15 protein-coding genes are annotated in these 18654 nt (G+C 66.4%); 11 read left to right on the top strand and 4 right to left on the bottom strand.

Annotated elements, in window-relative coordinates; all coding sequences use genetic code 11:
• The first annotated feature begins 33 nt into the window (after window positions 1-33).
• The 3 genes from ACNHKD_RS01215 to ACNHKD_RS01205 are packed head-to-tail and all read left to right on the top strand — an operon-like array spanning window position 34 to window position 3979.
• Window positions 34-1842, top strand: coding sequence for a hypothetical protein (locus tag ACNHKD_RS01215; RefSeq protein WP_442755314.1), 1809 nt, complete (start codon window positions 34-36; stop codon window positions 1840-1842).
• Between the two features lie 40 nt (window positions 1843-1882).
• Window positions 1883-2851: a hypothetical protein gene (locus ACNHKD_RS01210; RefSeq protein ID WP_442755313.1), complete on the top strand. Its 969-nt coding sequence runs from the start codon at window positions 1883-1885 to the stop codon at window positions 2849-2851.
• Window positions 2852-2896: 45 nt separating this feature from the next.
• A complete protein-coding gene (locus ACNHKD_RS01205; RefSeq protein ID WP_442755312.1) occupies window positions 2897-3979 on the top strand; it encodes a heparan-alpha-glucosaminide N-acetyltransferase domain-containing protein in 1083 nt (360 codons plus the stop codon).
• 46 nt (window positions 3980-4025) lie between these two features.
• On the opposite strand, the gene trpB is transcribed toward ACNHKD_RS01205, so the two are convergent.
• The 4 genes from trpB to ACNHKD_RS01185 all read right to left on the bottom strand — a co-directional run bounded on the left by trpB (window position 4026) and on the right by ACNHKD_RS01185 (window position 11100).
• A complete protein-coding gene (gene trpB / locus ACNHKD_RS01200) occupies window positions 4026-5279 on the bottom strand; it encodes a tryptophan synthase subunit beta (RefSeq protein ID WP_442755311.1) in 1254 nt (417 codons plus the stop codon).
• 196 nt (window positions 5280-5475) lie between these two features.
• Window positions 5476-6114: a phosphoribosylanthranilate isomerase gene (locus ACNHKD_RS01195; protein ID WP_442755310.1), complete on the bottom strand. Its 639-nt coding sequence runs from the start codon at window positions 6112-6114 to the stop codon at window positions 5476-5478.
• Window positions 6115-6435: 321 nt separating this feature from the next.
• Window positions 6436-7848, bottom strand: a complete 1413-nt coding sequence (locus ACNHKD_RS01190) for a mannose-1-phosphate guanylyltransferase/mannose-6-phosphate isomerase (protein ID WP_442755309.1) — start codon at window positions 7846-7848, stop codon at window positions 6436-6438.
• A 195-nt stretch (window positions 7849-8043) separates the two neighbouring features.
• Window positions 8044-11100, bottom strand: coding sequence for a helicase-related protein (locus ACNHKD_RS01185; RefSeq protein WP_442755308.1), 3057 nt, complete (start codon window positions 11098-11100; stop codon window positions 8044-8046).
• Between the two features lie 785 nt (window positions 11101-11885).
• Between ACNHKD_RS01185 and rfbF the strand changes: the two genes are divergently transcribed.
• The 8 genes from rfbF to ACNHKD_RS01145 are packed head-to-tail and all read left to right on the top strand — an operon-like array spanning window position 11886 to window position 18653.
• Window positions 11886-12656 (top strand): glucose-1-phosphate cytidylyltransferase, encoded by a 771-nt coding sequence (rfbF, locus tag ACNHKD_RS01180; protein WP_442755307.1) that lies wholly within the window; start codon window positions 11886-11888, stop codon window positions 12654-12656.
• Window positions 12653-13801, top strand: a complete 1149-nt coding sequence (gene rfbG, locus ACNHKD_RS01175; RefSeq protein ID WP_442755306.1) for a CDP-glucose 4,6-dehydratase — start codon at window positions 12653-12655, stop codon at window positions 13799-13801. Before rfbF ends, rfbG begins: the two co-directional genes overlap by 4 nt.
• A complete protein-coding gene (locus tag ACNHKD_RS01170) occupies window positions 13773-14597 on the top strand; it encodes a transketolase (RefSeq protein ID WP_442755305.1) in 825 nt (274 codons plus the stop codon). Before rfbG ends, ACNHKD_RS01170 begins: the two co-directional genes overlap by 29 nt.
• A complete protein-coding gene (locus ACNHKD_RS01165; RefSeq protein ID WP_442755304.1) occupies window positions 14582-15532 on the top strand; it encodes a transketolase family protein in 951 nt (316 codons plus the stop codon). The genes ACNHKD_RS01170 and ACNHKD_RS01165 overlap by 16 nt, the downstream gene beginning before the upstream one ends.
• The gene (locus ACNHKD_RS01160) at window positions 15529-16428 is read left to right on the top strand and encodes an NAD-dependent epimerase/dehydratase family protein (protein WP_442755303.1); all 900 of its coding nucleotides are present in this window, start codon (window positions 15529-15531) and stop codon (window positions 16426-16428) included. The genes ACNHKD_RS01165 and ACNHKD_RS01160 overlap by 4 nt, the downstream gene beginning before the upstream one ends.
• Window positions 16425-16877: a GtrA family protein gene (locus ACNHKD_RS01155; protein WP_442755302.1), complete on the top strand. Its 453-nt coding sequence runs from the start codon at window positions 16425-16427 to the stop codon at window positions 16875-16877. The genes ACNHKD_RS01160 and ACNHKD_RS01155 overlap by 4 nt, the downstream gene beginning before the upstream one ends.
• On the top strand, window positions 16874-17812 hold the full coding sequence (locus ACNHKD_RS01150; protein ID WP_442755301.1) for a glycosyltransferase family 2 protein: 939 nt from the start codon (window positions 16874-16876) through the stop codon (window positions 17810-17812). The genes ACNHKD_RS01155 and ACNHKD_RS01150 overlap by 4 nt, the downstream gene beginning before the upstream one ends.
• A gap of 58 nt (window positions 17813-17870) precedes the next feature.
• Window positions 17871-18653, top strand: coding sequence for a hypothetical protein (locus ACNHKD_RS01145; RefSeq protein ID WP_442755300.1), 783 nt, complete (start codon window positions 17871-17873; stop codon window positions 18651-18653).
• Window position 18654 lies beyond the last annotated feature (1 nt).

The raw sequence follows: 18654 nt of genomic DNA, 5'->3' as shown, positions 1-18654 counted from the left end.
GCGCGGCGAAGCGGCGCAACCCGTGGACGGACGATGACCGATATTGCGACGCCCGATCATGAGCGGGCGATGATCGCCCGCCGCGACGCGGCCGACATGTCGCCGCCTGTCGGCGTCGTGATCCTGATCGCGCTCCTGTGCGCCGCGGCGCTCACATTCGGCCGCGCGGAGACGGTCTGGCGCACGGGAGCCTTCTTCGACTCCGACGACGCCATGCGCGCCGTGCAGGTGCGAGATTTTCTCGCCGGCCAAGGCTGGTTCGATCTGACCGCGAACCGCCTCGATCCGCCGAACGGCGTCGTCATGCATTGGTCGCGCATCGTCGACCTTCCGCTCGCCGGGCTCGATCTCCTTTTCTCCAGATTCCTCTCCCCGGAAGACGCCGAGCGCGCGACGCGGCTCGTTTTTCCCTTCGCGCTGCTGGCCGCGCTTCTTGCGGCCGCGGGCTGGCTCGGCGGCCTCCTCTCGGGCGCCGGCGCGCGGCGCGCGGCGGTCTGGCTGACGATGCTCTCGGGACCGATGTTCCTGCAATTCGCGCCGGGCCGCATCGACCATCATGCGCCGCAGATCGTGACGCTCGCGGCCGCCTTTGGCCTTGTTCTGGGAGGCCTCGATCCCGCGCGCAGCTGGCGCCTCGCGGCGGCGGCGGCGCTGATGGCGCTCTCCTTCGCGATCAGCCTCGAAAACCTTCCCTTCTTCGTCGTCATGATCGCGGCCCTGCCGCTGCTCTTTGTCATCGACGGCGAGCCGGCGCCGCTTTTGTGGTTCGCCGCCGGGAGTTTCGTCGCCTTTCCCGCGTTCTACGCCGCGGTCAATCCGCGCGCGGCGTGGTTCGCCTCCGCCTGCGACGCCTTTTCTTTCGTGCATATCGCCGCGCTTTTCGCCGGCGCGGCTTCGCTTGCGATAATCGCGCTCTCCGCGCCGCGTTTGCCGACGATGGCCGCGCGCCTCGCGGCCGTCGGCGCGGCGGGCGTCGCGTCCCTCGCAGCGGCGCTTCTCATTGCTCCGAGCTGCGTCGGCGATCCGCTGGGCGGACTCGATCCGCTGCTCCGGGACCTGTGGCTTTCGCATGTCGTGGAGGCGAAACCGCTTCTCTCGCTCTACGCGACGGCGCCGAGCATGGTCGTCGCCACCGCGGCGCCGGTCGCGCTCGGCCTGGCCGCCGCGCTCGGCTTCGCCTGGAAAAGCGACGGCCTCGCGCGACGCCGCTGGCTCGTCTGCGCCGCCGTCGTCGCCATCGGCGCCGCGGCGGGCATGTGGCAGATGCGCGTCTTCACCTCGGTGACGCCCCTCGCCATGGTTCCGCTGGCGGCCGCGATCGTCGCGCTGGTCGAGCGCCGCGAGGCCGGCGCCGCGCTTCGCGGCGCGCTCGTCGCCGTCATTGCGATCGTCGTCTCGCCGACGGGCCTTGCGCTCGCCTTGCCGTCGAAGAACGATCCCGACGCCGGGGCCGGGCGCGCCTGTCTCGCGCCCGAGGTCTTCGCGCCGCTCGCCGCGACGCCCGCTTCGCGCGTTGTCGGCTCCTTCGATCTCGGCAGCCACCTCCTCGCGCATACGCCGCATGGCGTTTTCGCGGCGCCCTATCACCGCGACAATCATGGCAACCGAATCGCCGCCGACGCCTTCACCGCCACGCCGGAAGACGCGGAGGCGATTTTGCGCAAGGCCGGGGCCGAGCTTGTGGTCTGGTGCGCGCGCACGAAACGGCCCTCCGCTCTTGTCGCCGCCTCTCCCAACGGTCTCGCCGCCATGCTCGCGCACGGCGAAGCGCCCCCCTGGCTCGATCGAAAGTCGCCGCCGGGCGCATCCCTCCTTGTTTTCTCCCTGAGACCGGTGAAATAAAGACGTCACAAAGCTGCTCCGACACTTGGGATTTCACATTGTGACGACGACGATCAATCGCCGCCGACTGCTCTTGGGCGCCGGCGCGCTCGCCGCCGCGCCGGCTTTCGCGCAACCGACGGCGCAGGAGCTTGCCGAAGAGCTTCAGGTGCGCGTCGAGAACAGATCCGTTCCGGAGCTCTGCGCCGAGAAGGACAATATCGAACTGGATTTCGTTTCGCCGCGCATTCGCGGGATGCAGATCCAGGCGGTGCATCCTTCCTACATCAACACCATCGTATCCGATCGCTGGGCGCCGGACTGGTCGAGCTGCGACCTCTCGCACGACCCCAAATTCTTCGCGAAGGCGCGGCGCCGCACCTTTTACGAGACGCCGGAATTCTGGATCACGGGCTACACTTTCCCTTCCTTCTGGCGCCCGAACGACGTCGCCGTGCGCGTGGGCGACACGGTCGAGCGCGGCTTCCATCTCATCCAGTTTTGGATCTGGTATCGCGAGCGCGCCGAGGAGTTCATGGTCTTCTATCCCCCGGACGGCTATTGGCGCGCGCGACCGCTGCCTTTCGAGGACATGCGCTGGACCGCCTATGGTTCTTCCTTCCTCGTCGGGCCGATCGAGGCGCAGGAACGACCCATCGTCGATCTGGAGGAGGTCGCCTTCGAGCCGAAGACGCGCACGCTGGTTCTGAAATTCCGGCGCGGCGGCGAGGCGCGGGTGACGATCAGAAGCGTCGATCAGGAGCGCCTCACGCTCGACGTGGAATTCAACGACGCCATGCCGGGCGGCCGTCCCTTCGCGGCCCTGCGCTCCATGTACGCGATGGAGACCATGAGCGACGCGGCGATCGTCGCCTGGCGCTCCAAGCGCGGCAAGAGCTGGGAGGAGGCGCCGGTCATCGACTTTCCCGGCGCCAGCGCCACGGAAATCTGGGTCGGGCGCCATCTGCCCTCGCGTCACAATCTTTCCGCGCCGGACATGGTCTTCGGCAAATTCCATGGCGAGAAATGACCGATCGCCGCGGACGCAGATGATGCGATACCTCTAAAGGCCTCCATGCGAAAAACCGGTCCCCACTTTTTCGCAGCGCGCTCCAGGCGCAGATATGTCGCGCTCGACGCCGCGCGCGGGCTGGCCGTCCTCGCAATGGTCGGCTTTCACCTGACCTGGGACCTCGGCCATTTCGGCTATATTGACGCGTCTATACCTTGGTCCGCGCCCTTCAAGGCCTTCGGCCACGCCATCGCCTTCGCCTTCCTGTTCATCGCGGGCCTGTCGCTCGTGCTGGCGCATCAAGAGCGCATCCATTGGCGGGCTTTCTGGCGGCGCTTTGCCATCGTCGCCGGCGCTGCCGGGCTCGTGAGCCTCGGCACCTATCTGGCCTTCCCATCTGCTTTCGTCTTTTTTGGCGTCCTGCATGTCATCGCGGCGGCGAGCCTCGCCTCGCTCGCTTTCCTCTTCGCGCCCTGGCCGGCGTCGATCCTCGCAGGCGCGGCGGTCTTTGCGGCCCCGTATTTTTTCGCCTCGCCCGCCTTCAACGCCAATTGGCTGCAATGGCTGGGGCTGGGGACGACCGAGCCGCTGACCCAGGACTGGCGCCCGTTTTTTCCCTGGGCCGGGGCGATGATCTTGGGGGTGGGCGCCGCCCGCGCGCTTCTCCCTCTCCCCGTTCGCCGGGAGAGGGTCGGGGTGAGGGACGAGGCGAGATTTGAGACGGTCGCGGCCGAAGGCGCTACGCCGGATCAACCCCCCGCTTGGCTGGCGCCACAAGCCCCTGACCCGCTCCCCGCAAAGGGCGCTGGAAGACGCCCGTTTTTCGACGGGCTTTGCGGGGAGAGGGGGCTGGGCTTCCTTGGCCGCCACAGCCTGCTGATCTACCTCGCCCACCAGCCGCTGCTTTTCGCGGTCTTCACCGCCCTCGTGATGGTCGCCCCGCCGCCCGAAGACCCCAAGGCCTTCGTCGCCGCTTGCGAGAACGGCTGCGTCGCGGAAGGCGCCTCGCGGGCTTATTGCCACGACGCCTGCGTCTGCACGCAGCAGGAGGCGGAACGCAGCAAGGCGCTCGCGGGCGTGAAGGATGAGGAGACGCGCGGGAAGATCTTGCGGGAGATCGCCGGGCGGTGCGTGGGGGATAAATGAGCCGCGCGCCTGCCTTCTCCCGCGCGCGGGAGAGGGTTGAAGCGACTCACATCCCGCCGAGATGATCCGCGACGGTAAAGATGTCCTTGTCGCCGCGGCCGCACATATTCATCACCATGATGTGGTCCTGCGGCTTTTGCGGCGCCAGCTCCAGCACCTTGGCGAGCGCGTGCGAGGGCTCCAGAGCCGGGATGATGCCCTCGAGCTTGGAGCAGAGCTGGAAGGCGGCGAGCGCCTCCTTGTCGGTCGCGCTGAGATAGGTCACGCGGCCGGTCTCGTGCAGCCAGGAGTGCTCCGGGCCGATGCCGGGATAATCGAGTCCGGCCGAGATCGAATGGCCTTCGAGGATCTGGCCGTCATCGTCCATCAAGAGGTAAGTGCGGTTGCCGTGCAGCACGCCGGGGCGCCCGCCCGTGAGCGAGGCCGCGTGACCGTTCGGCACATTGATGCCGTGGCCCGCCGCCTCGACGCCATAGATTTCGACCGTGGGGTCGTCGAGGAAGGGGTGGAAGAGGCCGATGGCGTTGGAGCCGCCGCCGATGCAGGCGACGAGCGAATCGGGCAGGCGCCCTTCCATCTCCTGCATCTGCGCCCGGGTCTCATTGCCGATGATCGACTGGAAGTCCCGCACCATGGCGGGATAGGGATGCGGGCCGGCGGCCGTGCCGATGCAGTAGAAGGTGTCGGCGACATTCGTCACCCAGTCGCGCAGCGCCTCGTTCATCGCGTCCTTCAGCGTGCGGGCGCCGGACTGCACGGGCACGACCTCGGCGCCGAGCATCTTCATCCGGAAGACGTTGGGCTTCTGACGCTCGACGTCGACCGCGCCCATATAGACCACGCATTGCAGGCCGAAGCGCGCGCAGGCCGTGGCGGTCGCGACGCCGTGCTGGCCGGCGCCCGTCTCGGCGATGATGCGCTTCTTGCCCATGCGGCGCGCGAGCAGGATCTGGCCGAGCACATTGTTGATCTTGTGCGCGCCGGTGTGGTTGAGCTCGTCGCGCTTGAAATAGACCTTGGCGCCCAGCTTTTCGCCATTCGCGCCCTCGCCGGCCTTCTCCCGCACATGCTCGGTGATGCGCTCGGCGAAATAGAGCGGCGAGGGGCGGCCGACATAATGCTTGTGGAGGCCCGTCAGCTCTTCGTGGAAGGCCGGGTCGTTCTTGGCCTCCTGATAAGCCTGCTCGAGATCGAGCACGAGCGGCATGAGCGTCTCGGCCACGAAGCGGCCGCCGAAAATGCCGAAGCGGCCGTTCTCGTCCGGGCCGGCGCGGAAGGAATTGGGGAGCGGCTTGGTCACTGGCGTTCCTCGGGTGCGTGGCGTCTTGCCCCCTCCCTGTCCCTCCCCGCTTTGCAGGAGAGGGGACGCTCGCGATCAACGCTGTCGATGCGGGCGACCATCTGCTCCCTCTCCCGCATTGCGGGGGAGGGCTGGGGAAGGGGCGAAGCGCCTGCTTCTTTCTCGACGGAAACCTTTAGAGCCTTCCGGCCCCAAATCAAAGCGATCGAACGGCCTCGACAAACGCTCTGATCTTCCCGGCGTCCTTCACGCCCCGCTCACGCTCGACGCCCGACGACACGTCCACCGCCGGCGCGCCGGCGCGGCGCAGGGCCTCCTTGACATTTTCGGCGTCGAGCCCGCCCGACAGCATCCAGCGCCTCGCACCCATATTGCGCAGCAAATCCCAGTCGAAGGCGACGCCCGCGCCACCCGGAACGGCCGCGCCGGGGGCGGGCTTCGCGTCGAACAGCAGCACGTCGGCCACGCCCTCATAAGCCTTCGCCGCTTCCACGTCCCCGGCCGTCGCGACGCCGACCGCCTTGATGACGGGCAGGCCCAAACGGGCCTTCACGGCGCCGACGCGTTCGGGGCTTTCCCGCCCATGCAGCTGGAGCATTTCCGGCGCGAGCGCGGCGACGATTTCGTCCAGCGCCGCATCCGCGGCGTCCACGGTGAGGGCGACCCTGGCGATCCTGCCCTGCGCGATCAGGCCGAGTGTGCGGGCGGTCTCCAGATCGATATGGCGCGGGCTCTTCTCGAAGAAGACGAAGCCCGCCATATCGGCGCCCGCCGCGATGGCGGCCATCAGCGTGTCGGGGCTGGAGAGGCCGCAGATTTTGACGAGGGTGGGCAAGGCTTCCTCTGGGATCGCGAGCCTTCAGGCTCGCCTGGACGAAGCGCGCCTGAAGGCGCGCGCTGACTGCTGGCAAAGTAGCGGCGGCGCCCCTCGTGCTTCGAGACGCTTGCTGCGCAAGCTCCTCAGCATGAGGGGCTTCTTCCGTCAGCGCCTAACACTTAGGCCCCATCCTGAGGAGCGAGTGCAAGTCGGGTTTCCCGACTTGCACAAAGAATATTGATCTCGGGCAGGCCCGAGATCGCAGCTCGTGTCTCGAAGGACGAGGCCGCCTTGGGAAGTTTGTCAACAAACTGAGCGCGCCTGAAGGCGCGCGCTCCTCTAGCCCCGATTATACGCGTCTTCGAAGCGGACGATGTCGTCCTCGCCGAGATAGGAGCCGGTCTGCACCTCGATCAACTCGAGATCGATCTTGCCGGGATTGATCAGCCGGTGCTTGCAGCCGATCGGCAGATAGATCGACTCGTTCTCGTGGACGAGATGGATCTCGTCGTCGCGACCCACTTCGGCCGTGCCGCGCACCACGATCCAGTGTTCGGCGCGATGGAAGTGCTTTTGCAGCGACAGACGCTCGCCGGGCTTCACGACGATGCGCTTCACCTGATAGCGCTGGCCTTCGTCGATCGACTGGTAATAGCCCCAGGGCCGGAAGATGCGCTTATGCGCGCCCGCCTCGCGACGGTTCTCGGTCTTGAGCTGGTCGACGAGATGCTTCACCTTGTCGCCATGCTCGTGGTTGAGCACCAGCACCGCGTCCTGCGTGCTGACCACGATCACGTCGTCGACGCCGACGACGGTGGTGAGCGTCTCCTCCGAGCGCACATGGACGTTTTTCGCGTCCATCACCACGCCATGGCCGCGGACGGAATTGCCGAACTCGTCGCGCTCCGAGAGCTCCCAGACGGCGCGCCAGGTGCCGACGTCCGACCAGCCGATGTCGGCGGGAACCAGCGCGGCCTTGTCGGTTTTTTCCATCACGGCGTAGTCGATGGACTTCTTGGGCGCGCGGGCGAAAGCCTCGGCGTTGAGCACGCAGAAGCCGAGATCCTGTTTCGCGGCGTCGACGGCCGCTTCGGCGGCCTCCGCGATGAAGGGCTCGAACTGGGCGATTTCCGCCTGCATCACGTCGGCGCGGAAGATGAAATTGCCGCTGTTCCAGAAATAGCAGGCCTCGATATAGCGCTGGGCCGTGTCGCGGTCGGGCTTCTCGACGAAGGCTTCGAGCTTCAGGACTTCGCCGCCGGGATGGATGGGCGCGCCGGGACGCAGATAGCCGTAGCCGGTCGCCGGGCTGTCGGGCTTCACGCCGAGCGTGACGATATAGCCTTCCGTGGCGGCTTCCCCGGCTTTCTTGCACAGCTCGACAAGTCCCGCGCGGTCGCGCACGACATGGTCGGCGGCGAGCACCACGACGACGGTGTCCGGCGCGCGGCGCGCGGCGAGGGCGGCGGCGACCGCCACGGCGGGGCCCGAGTCGCGCCGCGAGGGTTCGAGCACGATGTCGGCCTGCATGCCGATTTCGCGGAGCTGGTCGGCGATGAGGAAGCGATAGTCGCAGTTGGAGATCACGATCGGCTTTTCAAAGGCCGGATCCGCCAGCATCGCCATGGTCGTCTGGAAAGTGGAGCGTTCGCCCACGAGCGGAATGAATTGCTTCGGAAGCGTCTCCCGCGATTCGGGCCATACGCGCGTGCCCGAGCCCCCGCACATGATGACGGGCAAAATCTTTTTCATCCAGTTCCCCTCGAAACTCCCCTTTTCGGGGCGCGGAAAGGCAATTCGACCGGCGGTCTTAAGCTTTCATTAGCAGAGAAACCGCCTGCTTTCCCCAGATACCGGCGCGCAAAGTAAACGGGCGCGATCAAAGCCTCGATGCGCCCGTTTCTTGGCAAGAATTTGACGCGACCGAAGCCGTGGAGGGCGCGGGATTCAGCTCTTGCCCTTCTTTTCCAGCTCGGCCTTGAGCGCCGCGAGCTTGGCGAAAGGCGAATCGGGATCGGGCTGCCTTTCGCGCTTCTCCGGCCCATTGAAGCCTGGCCCCGGACGGCCGCGCGGGCCGCCGCGCTCGAAGCGCGGCTTGTCGGCGCGCGGCTTGTCCTGCGGCCGGCCCGCCGGGCGGTCGACGCCGGCTTCCGCGCGCGGGCGGTCCCGACGCGGCCCGCTCCGGCGCTCGTCCTCGGCCTGGCCCTCGCGGGGGCCGCGCTGCGGCGCGCCGTGATGGCGGCGGGGGCCGCCGCCGGCATGGGCGTGACGCTGCGGCGCCCAGACTTCGATCGTCGCCGGCTCGGCCGCCGCCTCTTCGGTCGCGGGCGCTTCCGCGGCGGGGGCTTCCGCGACGGTCTCCGCGCCTTCGGCCGGGGCCTCCGCAACGGTCGCGGCGGCTTCCGTCGAGGCCTCGGCCGGCTCAGCCGCCTGCGCTTCCGCCGTCTCGGGCGTCGATTCCGTGGCGGGCGCTTCCTGGCCCGCCGGCTTGGGCGAAATCGGCTCGGTCGAGGCGGCGGGGATCAGCGGCGCCGTGATGGCCGGGCCCGGACGCTGGGTCGCGGCGTAGCCGAGCGATTTCAGGATCGAGGAGAAGGCCTCGCCCGAACAGCCGGTGAGCGAGGTCATGGCCACCGTGACGACGAAGCCCTCGCCATCGGCCGCGCCGGGGGGCGGGTCGCCCGCCGTCACGCCGGGTCTGTAGACGATGGCCGGGCGGATCAGATCGGCGAGGCGCTCCAGAATGTCGACGCGAACCACGCGCTCGCCGCAGACGCGGAAGCCGGCGGCGCGGTAAAAGCCCTTGTGGATCGACGGGTCGGCCGAGAAGGAGGTGCGGCCCGAGGCGGCGAGATGCGGGACCTCTTCGAGGCCCTTCACATTGTCGAGCCCGCCATGTTGAAGCGCCCAGAGCAGCGACGCGAGCGCGCGCGGCGCCGGCTTCAGCAGCAGAGGCAGATAGATATGGTAGGCGCCGAAGCGCACGCCGAGCTTGCGCAGCGCGCCGCGGTCGTCCTGCGAGAAGCTCTTCACCTCCTTGGCGACGCGGGCGCGGTCGAGGACGCCCAGCTCCTCGGCGATCTGGAAGGCGACGCCGCGCGTCACGCCTTCGAGCCCCTCGCCCTTCTCGAGCGTCTCGAGCGGGCCGAGCAGCTTCTTCACATGCTGGGCCAGCCAGAGATTGAGGCGGTTCTGAACCTTCTCCAGCGCCGCGCCGGTCAATTGCTCGTCGGCCAGAATGCGGGTCGTGGGCGTCAGCACGCCCGGCCCTGCGGCGATCTTGGCCACGGGCTCGCCGAGCCAGCGGATCACGCCGTCATTGCCGAGCACAAAGGCGTCGTCCACGGCGTCGAAGACGCGGGTGGCGCGCGCCTCGAACTCGCCGGCCAGCGCCTTCTGGGCGGCGGCGTTGAGCGCCCTGGCGGCTTCGCCCGCCGCGCCGGGATCGGGCGTGAAGCGAAAGCCCTGAAGGCTTCCGACATGCTGACCCTCGACCAGGACGTCTCCGGCGGCGTTAATTTCGGCTTCGAGCATCGCATTCTCTCTTAAACGGCGCATCAGCACGCTGGTGCGGCGATCGACGAAACGCTGCGTCAAACGGGCGTGCAGCGCGTCGGACAGGCTGTCCTCTACCCGACGCGCGACGCTCTGCCAATGCTCGGCGTCGTCGAGCCAGCCGGAGCGATTGGCGATGAAGCTCACCGTTCGCACCTGAGCGAGGCGGTTCGACAGCGTGTCGATGTCGCCGTCGATCCGGTCGACGGCGGCGATATGTTTAGCCATCCAATCGGCCGGAATCTTGCCGCGTCTGGCGATAAAGCCGAAAACCGACAAAGCGAGGTCGGCGTGGGCGGCCGGAGAGGTCTTGCGGTAATCGGGAATCTGGCAGGCTTCCCAGAGCCGGGCGACGTCGGCGGGAGCCTTGGCGTTCTTCTGCGCGATTTCGTCGCGGCTCACCGCTTCGAGCGTCAATTGATCGACCGCGATGGGGGCGCGGGTGAAGCGGGGATGGTCGGGGGTCTTCTCCAGCGCGTTCATGAGCCCCGCTATGGAGGAGAAGTCGAGATCGCTGTTGCGCCATTGCAGGAGCTGCACGGGATCGAAGCGGTGGTCTTCGAGCTGCTCGATCAGGTCCTCGTCGAAGGGCGGGCAGCGCCCCGTCGCCCCGAAGGCCCCGTCATTCATATGGCGGCCCGCGCGCCCGGCGATCTGGCCGAATTCCGCCGGGGTGAGGCGGCGATAGCGCCAGCCGTCGAATTTCCGGTCGGACGCGAAGGCGACGTAATCGACGTCGAGATTGAGGCCCATGCCGATGGCGTCGGTCGCGACGATGTAATCGACGTCGCCGGACTGGAAGAGCTCCACCTGGGCGTTGCGCGTGCGGGGGGAAAGCGCCCCCAGCACCACCGCCGCGCCGCCCCGCTGGCGCTTGATCCATTCCGCGATGGCGTAGACCTCCTCGGCCGAGAAGGCGACGATGGCGGTCTTGGGCGGCAGGCGCGAAATCTTCTTGTCGCCCGCGAAGGTCAGCCGCGACAGGCGCGGGCGGGCGAAGATGGGCGCGCCGGGGAAAAGCTCGCGAATCAGCGGCTCCATCGTCCCGGCGCCGATGAGCAGCGTCTCCTGCCGGCCGCGCCAGCGAAGCAGCCGGTCCGTGAAAATATGGCCCCGGTCGAGATCCGCGGCGAGCTGGATCTCGTCTATGGCGACGAAGTCCGCATCAATCTCGCGCGGCATGGCCTCGACGGTCGAGATCCAGTAGGCGGGGTTGCGCGGCTTGATCTTCTCTTCGCCGGTGACCAGCGCGACCGCCTCGCTCCCGATCCTGGCGACGACGCGGTTATAGACCTCGCGCGCGAGAAGCCGCAGCGGCAGGCCGATGACGCCGGTCGGGAAGGACAGCATCTGCTCGATGGCGTGATGCGTCTTGCCGGTATTGGTGGGACCGAGAACCGCCGCCGCCCCATATGCGGCGGCGCGGCTTCCGGGCGGGAGCGGCGGCATCTCTCTTGTCGCTTCTTCTCGTTCTGGACGCCTGAGGCCGCCCTCGCGCGCTTTGCGAAAACCGGTTCCCGTCTGCGGCGCCCGGGCGCCCCGTCTCATAAAGGAACTTTCCGCGGCGCGCGACTTTACCTGTTGAACAGCGCGCGAACGAATCGCGGCCGAATCGCTGACTCTTCGTGAGTCACGCTCTGTTCCGGCATTATATAGTGTTTCCTCGAGCTTCTGCCCCCAACTTCTTGTAGAGCGGCGATTCAAACGCGGCCGTCGCGCCGGTTGACGGGCGGACTCCGGCAGGCGCTTTTGTCAATGCGCGAAAGCGGGCGCGCGCATTAACCTTAGGGGACGAGCGTGAACGTAGCCGGCACGAATCGCTGACGCCGTCCGGTTGGCGCCCTGTTCGGGGAACATCTTGGGACGGCCCTCCCGGCTCGGGGCGATATCTGGCGGCGCCGCTTCGCAGGCGCGAAGCCAAAACGTCGCCGCGCGCCGGGTCTTTCTTAATCGTCTGTGCGAATGTGGGACGCCGCGCCGCCCTGCCGCGCCGCCGCGCCGACTCCCCAACGCGCCGCGGCGGCGGGTCTTTCCCGCCCCGCGGGTTAACGATCCTCGCTGCGGCGCCTCCCCTTCAGCTGAAGGATCGGCGCCCTTCCCCCGAATTCCTTTCGCCGGATAAGCCAAGCATTAACCAGTCAGAAGCCATAGTGCGAGGAAGCCGACGGCGCGCCAGCCGCGTCGCCTGCGACCGGCCGGAGGCTTGTCCGGCGACAGCGGATCGACGACGAGTCATGAAAGTAGTGGTGCTGACCGGCGGCCTGGGCACGCGTCTCGCGGAGGAAACGTCCGTGCGGCCGAAGCCGATGGTCGAAATCGGGGGACGCCCGATCCTGTGGCACATCATGAAGATCTATTCCGCGCACGGCTTCAACGAATTCGTGCTGTGCCTCGGCTACAAGGGCTATTTCATCAAGGAGTTCTTCTCCAACTACTTCCTGCACATGTCCGACGTCACCTTCGACATGCGCACGCGCGAGATGGAGGTGCATCGCGGCGCCGCCGAGCCCTGGCGCGTGACGCTCGTCGACACGGGAGACCAGACGCAGACCGGCGGCCGCGTGAAGCGCGTCATCGACTATGTGAAGGACGACGACGTTTTCGCGCTCACTTATGGCGACGGCGTCGCGGACATCGACCTGACCGCGGAACTCGCCTTTCATCGTTCGCACGGCAGGATGGCGACGGTGGCCGCGGTGCGTCCGGAAATGCGCTTCGGCGCCATGACGCTCCACGACGACCGCGTGACGGGTTTCGCGGAAAAGCCCGTCGCCGAGAGCGCCTTCGTCAATGGCGGCTTCTTCTTCCTCTCGCCGAAGGTGGGCGATCTCATCGAGGGCGATCAGACGGTGTGGGAACACGGACCGGTGAACCGGCTCGTGGAACGTGACGAGCTGCGCGCCTTCCGGCACGACGGCTTCTGGCGGCCGATGGATACGCTGCGCGACAAGCTCTACCTCGAAGACCAGTGGAACTCCGGCCAAGCGAAGTGGAAAATCTGGTGATCTCATCCGCATTCTGGCTCGGCAAGCGCATCTTCGTCACCGGCCATACCGGCTTCAAGGGCGCATGGCTTTCGCTCATGCTCTCGCGCCTCAATACCCGCGCGACGGGCTATGCGCTGGAGCCGCCGACCCGGCCGAATCTCTTCACGCTCGCCAATGTCGCCGAACATATAGACGACATGCGCGGCGACGTGCGCGATCTCGCAACGCTCACGGCGGCGATGCAGGCGGCCGCGCCGCAGATCGTCATTCACATGGCGGCGCAGCCCTTGGTGCGGGAATCCTACGCCGATCCCGTCGGCACCTACGCCACCAATGTGATGGGCGCGGTGAATGTGCTTGAAGCCGCGCGCCGGACGGAAAGCGTGCGCCTCGTCCTCGTCATCACGACGGACAAATGCTACGAGAACCGAGACTGGGTCTGGGGCTATCGCGAGACCGACGCGCTCGGCGGGCATGACCCATACTCCAACAGCAAGGCCTGCGCGGAGCTCGTCACCGGCGCCTATCGCGACAGCTTTTTCCGCGCGAAGAAAAATGTGCGCATCATCTCGGCCCGCGCCGGCAATGTCATCGGCGGCGGCGATTTCGCGGCCGACCGCATTTTGCCCGACGCGCTGCGCGCCTTCGTCGCGGGCCGCGCGCTGAAAGTGCGCAACCCGAAGGCCGTGCGCCCCTGGCAGCATGTGCTGGAGCCGCTCGCGGGCTATCTGCAGCTCATCGAAAACGCCATGACGGCGGCGCCCGAGCGCGCTGGCGATTTTGACGGCGGCTTCAATTTCGGCCCCGGTCCCGCCTCGGAGCAGAGCGTCGAATCCCTGCTCGCGCATTTCATCGCCGCCTGGGGCCTCGACGCCCGATGGGAAAAGGACGGCGACGAGCATCCGCATGAAGCGCGTCTTCTGCGTCTCGACACCGCCAAGGCGCGCGAGACGCTGGGCTGGACGCCGCTTCTCGATTTCGAGCAGACGACGCAGTGGACGGCGCAGTGGTATCGCGCTTTCGTCGACAGGGCGGACGTTCTGGACGCGACGCTGAAACAGGTCGACCGCTATCTCGGCCAGCGCGTGCGCCTCACCTCGCCTTTTGCCGCGCAACTCACAGAAGAACCTCAGTATGAGCCGGATCGACAAAAGCACGCCTGAGGCGGCGTCGGCGCGTTGCGCCGCCGCGCGTCGGCGCGTCATCTCGATGTCCCATCGCGCCAATTCGGCGCATCTCGGATCGTCGCTGAGCTGTATCGAGATTCTCGACGCCGTCCTGCGCGCGTCGGACCTCGATTCCGACACTGCCGCTATTGCGCGGCGCGACCGCATCGTCTTTTCGAAGGGACATGCGGCGATGGCCTATTATGCGACCTTGGAGCAACACGGCCTCGTCGAGGCCGCGCGCCTCGACGTCTATCTGCAAAACGGAACGGCCCTCTGGGGTCATGTGACGAGGACCGAAGCCGCGCCCGCCATCGACGCCAGCAGCGGCTCGCTGGGGCATGGCCTCTCGCTCGCCGTCGGCTTCGCGCTCGGCTTCCGCCTGCGGGAGGAACATGATCTACGCGCCTTCTGCATTCTCTCCGATGGCGAATGCGACGAAGGCTCGACCTGGGAAGCCGCGATGTTCGCGGGCGCGCGCAAGCTCGACGCGCTGCGGGTCGTGGTCGACTACAATCACATCCAGAGCCTCGCGCCCACGCATGAGGTCATGGATCTGGAGCCCTTCGGCGACAAATGGCGCGCCTTCGGTTGGGAGGCGCTGGAGGTCGATGGACATGACGAAGAGGCGCTGCTCGCCGCGCTGAGCGCTCCGTCGGCCGGCAAGCCGCGCGTCGTGCTGGCGCATACCGTCAAGGGCAAGGGCCTCCCCCGCATCGAGAATACGGTCGCGTCGCACTACAAGCCGGCGCTGGCGAGCGATCTCGCGGAGGCTTCATGCGCAATCGCATAATCCGACTGATCGAGGCGGACGCCGCGCTGGACGACAAGGTCGCCTTCCTCACCGGCGACCTGGGTTTTTCCGTCGTCGAGCCACTGCAGGAGGCGCTCGGCGAGCGCTTCATCAATGTCGGGGTCGCCGAAGCCAACCTCGCCTCGATCGCCGGCTCGCTGGCGGCGCTCGACTTCAGGCCGTTCATCTATTCGATCGGGCCGTTCATCACCTCCCGCTGCTTCGAGCAGATCCGCAACGACATTGTCTATCAGCGGCGGAAGGCGGGCGTGATCGGCGTAGGCGCCGGCTTTTCCTATGGCTCGCTCGGTCCGTCGCATCACGCGCTCGAAGATGCGACGATCATGGCCTCGCTTCCCGGCATGCTGGTCGGCAATCCCGGCAATGTCGCCGAGCTCGAACGCTTTTACGCGCTCGCGCAGGCGGTCGACGGCCCCGCCTATTTTCGCATCGCGCGCGAGAGCGGCGTCGACTTTCCTGTGCCGATCTTCTCGCTCGAAACCTCGGCCTACAGCGTGCGCGCCGGCGACGACGCGACGCTCGTCGCTTGCGGCGTCAGCGTCACGGAATGCCTCGCCGCCGCGGACCTGCTTGCTGAAAGGGGCGTCGAGGCGCGCGTCGTCAGCGCGCCGGTGATCGCTCCTTTTCCCACAGCGGCGCTGGCGCGGACGATCGCCAAGCGCGGGCCCGTCGTCAGTGTGTTCGAGGGATTTCCAGGCAACCCCTTCTCGGTCGGCGTCATGAGGACGCTCTATGAGCACCGCTTCGATAACGCTTACGCGGAACTCACCACGCCGCATCGCTTCGAGCATGTCGTGGGCGATACGCAAGCGCTGCGCGCGGCCTGCGGCCTTGACGCGGCGTCGATCGCCGAGCGCACGCTGGCCTTGGCGGCCGGCGCCGCGCCGCGACGACGCGTCGAGGCGTCGCGATGAGGGTATTCCTTACCGGAGCCACAGGCTTTCTCGGCGGAGAGATCGCGCGTCGGCTCGTGGCGCGCGGACATCGCGTGGCGGCGCTCGTGCGCGGCGGAACGAAATCCGTGGCGGGCGCAGAAATTGTCCCGGGCGACTTTTTCGACCTCGCGAGCTATCGGGAAGCCATGAGCGAATTCCGCCCCGAAGCGCTGCTGCATTGCGGTTGGCGCGGCGTCGCGGGCGCGGAGCGCAACGAACTCTATCAACTCGACAATATCGTCGCCTCGGGAAATCTGTTCGCGGTCGCCGCCGATTGCGGCGCGCGCAGGCTCGTCGGCGTCGGCTCACAGGGCGAATATGGCCCGAAGCGGGGCCGCATTTCCGAAAACAACGTTGCGGAGCCCACGACGCTTTACGGTATCGCCAAGCTTGCGGCGGCGCGCACGCTGTTCAACATCTGCGCGATGCGCGGCGTCTCCGGCGCCTGGGGCCGCGTTTTCTCGCTCTATGGTCCGGGCGATGTCGGCCCCTGGCTGATTCCCTCGCTCATCCGCGCCTTTCGCGAAGGCCGGCCGCCGGAGCTGACGCGCTGCGAGCAGGTCTGGGAATACACTCATGTCCGCGACGCGGCGGACGCGATGATCGCGCTTCTGGAGACGCAGACGGCCGAAGGGCTGTTCAACGTCGGCTCGAGCGAGCCCATCGCGCTTCGCGATCTGGTGCTGAAGCTGCGCGACATGATCGCGCCGTCGATTGAGCCGAAATTCGGCGCGGTGCCCTACCGGCCCGATCAGGTCATGCATCTCGAAGCGGACATCGAACGGCTCCGGGGCGCGACGGGCTGGCGCCCGCGCATCCCGCTCGATGAAGGCCTGCGCGAGACTATCGCCGCATTCGAGCGGGAGGCGGCATGAGTTTCGTCGCGCGCAAACCCACGAGCGAGACGCCGGGATTCGTCGAGAAAGCAGTCGCCGGTTTGCGCGCCCTTCTGGAGCGGCGCTTCGCGCGCTTCCTCGTCGTCGGCGTCTTCAACACGATCTTCGGCTACGGCCTGTTTTACGCCCTGCTCGCCGCCGGATTCGCGCCGACGCCCGCGCTGGCGGTCGCGACGGCGGCCGGCGTCGGCTTCAATTTTTTCACGACAGGCCGTGTGGTCTTCGCAAATTCGGACGCGACGCGGCTTTGGCGTTTCGTCTCGGTTTACGGCGTCGTCTTCCTGGTGAACGACTTCCTTCTGGAGCGCGCCCTTTATCTTGGATTGACGCCGGCGGCGGCGCAGGCGGTTTTGCTCCTTCCCTGCGTCGCGCTCTCTTACGCCCTCAATCGCACCCTCGTCTTCGCTGCGCGAAAAGCTGAATCATGAAAACCATCTCCATCGTCACGCCCTGCTACAACGAAGAGCTGAATGTCGAGGAATGCTACGCCGCGATCAAGGCTCTGTTCGAAACCGAGCTCAAAGAGTATCGCCGCGAGCATATCTTCTGCGACAACAGTTCGAGCGATCGCACCGTCGAGATTTTGAGAGAGATCGCGGCCAATGACAAAGACGTAAAGGTCATCGTCAACGCGCGCAATTTCGGAGCGTTGCGCTCGAACTATAACGGCGTGATGGCCGCGACCGGCGACGCCGTGCTGCTGCTGATGCCCGCCGACCTCCAGGATCCTCCCGCCCTCGTGCCGCAATTCGTGAAATTGTGGGAGGAAGGATACGAGGTCGTTTATGGCATTCGCAAAATCCGTGAGGAAAACGCGACGATGCGCTTTCTGCGCGGTCTTTACTATCGTCTCCTGACTAGTCTTTCCGAATTGCATGCGCCGCCGGGCGTCGGCGACTTCCAGCTCGTCGACCGCAAGGTCGTCGACGCCATGCGCCATATCGAAGACGCATATCCCTTCATGCGCATGATGACTTTCGAGTGCGGCTTCAAGGCGGTCGGCGTCCCTTACCGGTGGGTCGAGCGTCGGCGGGGCGTTTCGAAGCATACGCTCGGCCTTCTGGTCGATCAGGGCATGAATGGTCTCGTCACCTTTACGCTGGCGCCGCTGCGAATGGTGCTGTTTGCCGGCTTCGTCATTGCCGCGCTGGCGCTGGCCTATGCGCTCGTCAATTTCGTGCTTGGACTCGTCTATTACAGGACGCTGGCGGCGCCAGGCATCGTCACGATCATCACCGCCGTATTCTTTTTCGGCGGCGTGCAGCTCTTCTCGATCGGCATCCTCGCCGAATACACGCTTGCCATTTACTCGCAGGTCAGGCGCAAGCCTGTGGTGTTCGAACGAGAAAGAATCAACTTCTAGACAGGTTATATCTGCGCCGCGTCGCCAGGATCGGCGCGGCTGTGAAAGGATTGGCGCGATGACGCTGGCGAACCAGGTTACGGATTTCTCGTATCGTTCTTCCTCCTCAGAGAAAGACGCCCGCCGAAAATTCATTGGGCTTTACGAGAATTCGCCCATTCCCGTTCATGAGCTTCTCTATGCGCAGTTGACGCTCTATCTCGGCCGCCAGGAGCTTTCGCGCCTGCTGGCGCTGAGCGATATTTACAGGAGCCATGTGGTCGACGCCAATGGGGTGCTGATGGAATTCGGCACCTGCTATGGCCGCACCGCAGCCTTGCTCTCTAATCTGCGCGGCGTTTTCGAGCCTTTCAATTTCACCCGCAAGCTGGTCGTCTTCGACACATTCGCGGGCCTCGCCGGCGTGTCGGAGAAAGACGGCGGCCACGAACTGGCGCAGGACGGGCGCTACAGCGCCGGAAAAGGCTATGAAGAACATCTTGAGGCCGTGCTGGCTTATCACGAATCCGAGGCGCCGGTTTCGCATATTTCGAAGCATGAGATCGTCAAGGGTGACGCAAGCGCGACGCTCGCTTCTTATCTGAAAGATCATCCCGAGACGATCCTCGCGCTCGCCTATTTCGATTTCGACATCTACGCGCCGACAAAAGCCGCGCTCGAAGCGCTACGGCCGCATATGGCCCGCAGCAGCGTCCTCGTCTTCGATCAGTTGAACTGTCCCGAATATCCCGGCGAGACGACGGCCCTTGCGGAGGTCTTCGGCTTGAATCGCTGCCGCGTCCGCCGCAGTCCGCTGACGCCATGGATGTCTTACGTCCTTTGCGAGGACCTTTTCGCCTGAA

The sequence above is a fragment of the Methylocystis sp. JAN1 genome, from assembly GCF_052186135.1.
Classification (GTDB): Bacteria; Pseudomonadota; Alphaproteobacteria; order Rhizobiales; family Beijerinckiaceae; genus Methylocystis.
Note: the sequence above shows the minus strand (reverse complement) of the source record. Positions and strands in the feature narration are given on the sequence as shown.

Excerpts from the sequence above, each read along its gene's own strand:
- ACNHKD_RS01150 (WP_442755301.1), top strand. The coding sequence starts at position 16,874 with ATGAAAACCATCTCCATCGTCACGCCCTGCTACAACGAAGAGCTGAAT.
- ACNHKD_RS01145 (WP_442755300.1), top strand. The coding sequence starts at position 17,871 with ATGACGCTGGCGAACCAGGTTACGGATTTCTCGTATCGTTCTTCCTCC.
- ACNHKD_RS01165 (WP_442755304.1), top strand. The coding sequence starts at position 14,582 with ATGCGCAATCGCATAATCCGACTGATCGAGGCGGACGCCGCGCTGGAC.
- ACNHKD_RS01190 (WP_442755309.1), bottom strand. The coding sequence starts at position 7,848 with ATGAAAAAGATTTTGCCCGTCATCATGTGCGGGGGCTCGGGCACGCGC.
- ACNHKD_RS01205 (WP_442755312.1), top strand. The coding sequence starts at position 2,897 with ATGCGAAAAACCGGTCCCCACTTTTTCGCAGCGCGCTCCAGGCGCAGA.
- ACNHKD_RS01155 (WP_442755302.1), top strand. The coding sequence starts at position 16,425 with ATGAGTTTCGTCGCGCGCAAACCCACGAGCGAGACGCCGGGATTCGTC.
- ACNHKD_RS01215 (WP_442755314.1), top strand. The coding sequence starts at position 34 with ATGACCGATATTGCGACGCCCGATCATGAGCGGGCGATGATCGCCCGC.
- ACNHKD_RS01185 (WP_442755308.1), bottom strand. The coding sequence starts at position 11,100 with ATGCCGCCGCTCCCGCCCGGAAGCCGCGCCGCCGCATATGGGGCGGCG.
- ACNHKD_RS01160 (WP_442755303.1), top strand. The coding sequence starts at position 15,529 with ATGAGGGTATTCCTTACCGGAGCCACAGGCTTTCTCGGCGGAGAGATC.
- ACNHKD_RS01170 (WP_442755305.1), top strand. The coding sequence starts at position 13,773 with ATGAGCCGGATCGACAAAAGCACGCCTGAGGCGGCGTCGGCGCGTTGC.
- rfbF (WP_442755307.1), top strand. The coding sequence starts at position 11,886 with ATGAAAGTAGTGGTGCTGACCGGCGGCCTGGGCACGCGTCTCGCGGAG.